The organism is Thiomicrorhabdus heinhorstiae (genome assembly GCF_013391765.2).
GTDB classification, from domain to species: domain Bacteria; phylum Pseudomonadota; class Gammaproteobacteria; order Thiomicrospirales; family Thiomicrospiraceae; genus Thiomicrorhabdus; species Thiomicrorhabdus heinhorstiae.
This window is the reverse complement of sequence record NZ_JACBGI020000014.1, coordinates 50,582-56,924: the sequence shown is the minus strand read 5'-3', so window position 1 is coordinate 56,924 and position 6,343 is coordinate 50,582. Positions and strand designations below refer to the sequence as shown.

At 48.5% G+C, this 6,343-nt stretch carries 3 protein-coding genes; all 3 read right to left on the bottom strand.

All coding sequences use genetic code 11. The annotated features are described in order from the left end of the window. Positions 1-200 precede the first annotated feature (200 nt). The 3 genes from purL to dapA all read right to left on the bottom strand — a co-directional run bounded on the left by purL (position 201) and on the right by dapA (position 6,195). Positions 201-4,070, bottom strand: coding sequence for a phosphoribosylformylglycinamidine synthase (gene purL, locus H8792_RS08040; RefSeq protein WP_185978433.1), 3,870 nt, complete (start codon positions 4,068-4,070; stop codon positions 201-203). 61 nt (positions 4,071-4,131) lie between these two features. Beyond that, positions 4,132-5,268, bottom strand: a complete 1,137-nt coding sequence (locus tag H8792_RS08035) for an outer membrane protein assembly factor BamC (protein WP_185978432.1) — start codon at positions 5,266-5,268, stop codon at positions 4,132-4,134. Between the two features lie 48 nt (positions 5,269-5,316). After that, positions 5,317-6,195 (bottom strand): 4-hydroxy-tetrahydrodipicolinate synthase, encoded by an 879-nt coding sequence (gene dapA / locus H8792_RS08030; protein ID WP_319557725.1) that lies wholly within the window; start codon positions 6,193-6,195, stop codon positions 5,317-5,319. Between the last annotated feature and the right edge of the window lie 148 nt (positions 6,196-6,343).

Below are 6,343 nucleotides of genomic sequence, written 5' to 3'. Positions count from 1 at the left end.
TTCTAATACTAAAAACCTTCTTGTCTTTGCGGCCCTACTATCAAAAAGACCAAATACTGAAGATCGAAACAAATTTCACTACAGCATAGATCTTTTCTTGATAATGAAATAAAGCTCGTCAGGTCAGATCAGGAGTTTCTGTCAAATAGGACAACTTTTGACAAAACCTCCAACAAACAGCTAACGAGCCTTAGACGTTTCTAGCCAACCCACTTACGCGCGTTGCGGAATAGTCTCATCCACGGTGCATCTTCCTGCCATTCGTCAGGGTGCCAAGAGTTCTGCACTGCACGGAATACACGTTCAGGGTGCGGCATCATAATCGTGACTCGGCCGTCAGGGGTGGTCAGTCCCGTCATACCGTTTGCCGTACCGTTCGGGTTGAATGGATATGCTTCGGTCGGATTTCCTTGCGCATCCACGTAACGTACACCAACCAGACCCTCAACTTGTGATGCATCACCTGTACCAAAGTCCATACGTCCTTCACCATGTGCAACTGCAACAGGGATACGGGTACCCGCCATACCTTTTAATAAGATAGATGGTGACTCTTCGATTTGAACTTGCGAGAAACGCGCTTCAAACTGCTCGGAAGTGTTACGCACAAATGTCGGCCAATTTTCCGCACCCGGGATAATCTCTTTTAGGTTTGACAGCATCTGACAACCGTTACAAACACCTAGAGAGAAGGTATCTTCACGCTGGAAGAAATTCTCAAAAGTCGTACGTGCAGTGTCGTTGAACAAGATTGAGTTCGCCCAACCGCGACCGGCACCCAGTACGTCACCATATGAGAAACCACCACAAGCAACCAGACCACGGAAGTCTGCAAAGTCGACTTCACCGGACAGCACATCGCTCATATGAACGTCAATTGCATCGAAACCGGCTTTAGTAAATGCCGCCGCCATCTCTTGCTGACCATTCACGCCCTGTTCGCGCAGAATCGCCACTTTTGGACGAGGCGCATCAGCAAACTCAGCGGTAATGTCATCATTAATATCGAAAGTAACCACCGGGTTGATTTCAGTATTGGCATCATTATCGATGGCATTGAATTCCTGCTTCGCACAATCTTCGTTGTCACGAATCGCCTGCATACGGTAAGAAGTTTCGGTCCACCACTTCTGTAATTGCTTACGCGGCATATTGAAGATTTCCGCACCGTTTGCAGAAATCGAGATTGCATCGTCAGAAGAAACCGAACCGATAAAGTGTGACATCTCAGACAAGTTATTTGCCGCAAGCACGGCTTCTACCGCTGCTTTGTCTGCAGACTTAACCTGCAAAACCACACCGACTTCTTCGGCACACAGAGCCGCAACCGGTTCCGAACCCAGAGCAGAAATATCTACCTTAATACCGGTGTGACCGGCAAATGCCATTTCCGCCAGAGTGACCAACAGGCCACCATCAGCACGGTCATGGTAAGCAACAATTTTATCGTCAGCCATTAGTCCTTGTGTTGCATTGAACAGGTTTAGTAGGTCGTCAGCAGAATCCAGATCAGCAGTATTTTCACCGACCTGACCATAAACCTGTGCCAAGCAGCTTGCACCAATACGGTTTTGCCCTTTACCCAGGTCGATAACCAATAGTTCAGTATCACCCAGATCAGTGCGCAACTGAGGCGTTACCGTTTTACGCACATCTTCTACTGGCGCGAAAGTCGTAATGTTCAGTGACATTGGCGAGATAACCGCTTTGTCTTCGTCACCTTCTTTCCAAACCGTCTTCATCGACATGGAGTCTTTACCAACTGGAACCGCGATACCCAGAGCCGGACATAACTCTAGACCAACGGTTTCAACCGCATCGTAAAGCGCGGAGTCTTCACCCGGATGGCCCGCTGCGGCCATCCAGTTCGCAGAAATCTTAATATCCGACATTTTGCCGATTTTCGCACAGGCAATATTGGTAATCGCTTCGGCAATCGACAGACGTGCAGATGCTTTAGGGTTAATTAGTGCCACCGGAGGACGCTCACCGGATGCCATCGCTTCACCAGTGTAACCATTGTAGTCAGATGCGGTAATACCCGCGTTGGCTACCGGAACCTGCCAAGGGCCAACCATCTGATCACGCGTTACCATACCCGTGATGGTACGGTCACCAATCGTGATAAGGAAGCTCTTCGATGCAATCGTCGGCAATTTCATTAGACGCTCGGCAACTTCGTTCAAATCCAGATTAGCGGTTTCAAAACCAGCCTGTGGGATAGAACGCGTTTCTGCGGTACGGTGCATCTTAGGCGGCTTACCAAGCAGTACGTTTAGCGGCATATCCACCGGATTGTTTTCGAATACGGTATCGTTAACAACCAATTCTTGTTCTTTAGTCGCTTCGCCGACGATGGCATAGATCGCACGCTCACGCTTACAGATTTCGACAAACTGATCAATCTTGTCCGGGTAAACGGCAATGACATAGCGCTCCTGCGATTCGTTCGACCAGATTTCCATCGGCGACATACCCGGTTCGTCATTTGGCACCGAACGTAGATCAATTTTCCCACCTTTACCGGCATCATTTACCAACTCAGGGAACGCATTCGAGATACCACCTGCTCCCACGTCATGAATAGATGCGATTGGTGAATCTTCACCAAGGTAAGTACAACGGTCGATAACTTCTTGTGCGCGACGTTCCATTTCCGGGTTTTCACGTTGTACCGAAGCAAAATCCAGCGCTTCCGAACCGGAACCGGTCTCAACCGATGATGCGGCACCGCCGCCAAGACCGATCAACATTGCAGGGCCACCCAGAATCACCAGCTTAGCGCCAACCGGAATATCACCTTTTTGGATATGCATTTCACGAATACTACCCAGACCACCGGCCAACATAATCGGCTTGTGATAACCGCGAATCTCTTCTCCATCGTGGGTGATTAGCGCGTTTTCATAGGTACGGAAGTAACCGTTGATCGCAGGGCGACCGAATTCGTTGTTAAACGCCGCCGCACCCAAAGGACCTTCAATCATAATGTCCATAGGCGTAACGATACGACCCGGCTTGCCATATGGCTTTTCCCAAGGCTGTTCAAAACCAGGGATGTTCAGGTTGGAAACCGTGAAACCGGTCAGACCGGCTTTTGGCTTGGAACCACGACCTGTCGCACCTTCGTCACGGATTTCACCTCCGGAACCGGTAGCCGCACCCGGCCATGGTGAGATGGCCGTCGGGTGGTTATGGGTTTCAACCTTAATTTGGAAGTGGACCGGTTCTTCGGAGAATTCGTACTTGCGAGTTTTCGGATTCGGGAAGAAACGCGTTGCCTGCGCACCTTCGACTACCGCTGCGTTATCGCTGTATGCGGAAAGAACTCCTTCCGGGCTCTTCTGATAAGTGTTGCGGATCATACCGAACAGTGAATTTGGCTTATCTTCGCCGTCAATCGTCCAGTCGGCGTTAAAAATTTTGTGGCGGCAGTGCTCCGAGTTTGCCTGTGCAAACATCATCAGTTCGGCATCAACCGGATTACGGCCAAGGCCGTTGAAAGCATCAATCAGGTAGTCAATTTCATCATCCGAAAGCGCCAGCCCCATCTCTTTGTTGGCCAGAGCTAAAGCGTCACGACCACCACCTAGCACATCTACGGTTGTCATCGGCTTAGGCGACTGATGCGAGAACAGGTTTTCCAGTGAATCAAAATCATGACTCACCGTTTCCATCATACGGTCGTGGACGACAGCTTCTAATGCAGATTTATCTTCGGCTTTAGCACCTGAAAAGTGGTAAACAATCCCGCGTTCGATACGCAATACGGTGTCGATACCGCAGGTATGAGTGATGTCTGTCGCTTTAGACGACCAAGGAGAAATCGTTCCGATACGAGGGGTAACAATACAGCTGTCGGCACCTAATTCACCACTCTTATCGGCGGCGTCTTTGTTCAACAAAGTATTCAGTCGAGCGATTTCATCGGCGTTTAAATCAGCAGAAGTGTCGACAAAATAAACAAACTGAGACTGAACATCGCTAATAGTCGCAACAGCTTGCAGTTTGTTTAATAACTGATTTAGACGGTACGCAGAATGCGCGGGATTTCCCCAAATAATTTGCATAGTTTTTTGTCCTTTCGAAAAAAACAAAGCCCTCAATCAAGGAGGGCAATTTTAAGCCGGTTTAGCGTTTTCCTAATAATCCCAGACTTTCAAATACATAACGGCGTTGTTCGACGGTTAAAGGTGTCACACCCTCCGGTACATCGACTTCCAACAGAGTTTTTTGCGCGTCGTCTTTATAGTCGTTCAATCGCAATAACAGCTGTTTCGGCAACGCTTTTTTAGAAGATGATTTCCAGAAAGCCAGTTTAGAAAGCAGTCCTTCGGACTCGCGCAAGGTTTCAGGTACATTCACCCACAAAGTTTTCTTATTGGTATCCAGCTTTTCGATCGTCCAATCCGCACGGTACACGGTCGATTGCAGATAGTTCCAGCTCTGTTCCATTCCGGCCAAAAGAATCAAACCGTCGAACTCGTGACCGCCTTCAATTTCAACCATGTTTTCGGTTGATTCAATCTGGCTCATCGCCTGCTCTTTACTGCTGCCGAAGAACACCATCGCCTGATACAGCTCTTCTGCCTCCATCACCGGGCTATATGGCAGAACACGGTAAGTATCGGTACTCGCCTCGTCTTCGGAACCGGTAACCTGCTTCGCAGCATTAGTGAACATCATATGGTGATTGATATAGATGCGAACCTGACCGTTTTCCGCTTCCATACGAGCGATAAATTTGTCCAAAGCACCATCGGCCACTTCCGGACGCCAGGCATTCAACATACGGGTAATCGGACCGAATTCCGATTTAGGTACGATCTCGGCACGTTTTTTATAGGTCGTTTTAATGACACCGATGTCTTTACGCTGTTCAGCGATATCAAAACCTTGGCTTTCGAAGAAATGCAACAATGCATCCCATGCCTTATCGGCTTCCATCGAATCGATTTGCAACCATCGCTCCGACAAGTTGGAACCGATTGAAATGCCTTGGGCGGCGTAGGAAGGAATTTTATTCGCTTGCGCCTGCATAATTTCCGCATTGCGCTCCGCTTTTGCCAAAGCCATCGACATTTTGCTCTGCTCTTTAGCAGGGCTGAAAAGATTTGGCGGCATTTCCAAATTTTCTACGATCTGGCCTTGAGTATCGCGGTAGTTCTCATCTCCGCCACCGAAAAGGCCGGAGATTGTTGAACAACCACTTAAATTGACGAGGATAAGAGAGGAAGAAATCAGTAATGCTTTTGATTGGAGGCGCATAAACGCTAAACCTTTGTTAAAAAATTAAATTGGAAGGCGCTCAAATTATTACAGTTTGATACCCGCTTGTTCCATAGCTTGTCTGACAACCGGTTGAGCCGCTTCGGAAAGAGGCGTCAACGGCAGGCGAATCGCTTCGCCGCAGAATCCCATTTGGGAAACAGCCCATTTCACAGGAATCGGATTCGACTCGACGAACAAATCTTTGTGCAATGCCTGTAATGGAGCATCCAGTTCACGGGCGGTTTTTTCATCACCCGCCAAGGCTGCGGCATAAACTTCGTGCAATATTCTCGGAGTAACATTCGCCGTCACCGAAATTCCACCGTGACCGCCTGCGAGAATAAAGTCGACCGCCGACGCATCATCACCGGTATAAAGATCGAAATCTTCCCCGGCTCCAGCCTTGATTTTCGCTACCCGGCTAATATCACCGGTCGCTTCTTTAATCCCGATAATATTCGGGATTTCGGACAAACGAATCACCGTTTCAGGAAGAAGGTCGCAAGCGGTACGTCCCGGCACATTGTATAGGATTTGCGGAATATCGACCGTTTCGGCAATTTTCTTGTAGTGACGATACAAGCCTTCTTGCGTCGGCTTATTATAGTAAGGGGTTACCAGCAAACAGGCATCCGCACCGGCATCCTTGGCGCACTGAGTCAACTCTATCGCTTCCTGAGTCGAATTAGCCCCGGTTCCGGCAATCACCGGAACGCGTCCGTTCACCTTTTCAACCACGAAGCGTACGACTTCGCAGTGCTCTTCAAAATCCAGAGTAGCCGATTCACCGGTCGTACCTACCGCGACGATTGCATCGGTCTTTTCCGCAATATGGAACTCCAGCAACTTTTCCAGCGAAGTGAAATCAACGGATTCATCCTCTAACATCGGCGTAACCAAAGCCACCATACTGCCTTTAAACACAGCGCAAATCTCCAGAATTTTAACGAAATTTCAAAAAGAGTAATCTTAACCGTTCCCCCTGCACACTTCAACCAAATAATCGGCTTATTCAAGACGCATAAATGCTTTGAGTTTAAAAGAGTAATTACGCCCAATCTACTATTGCGAT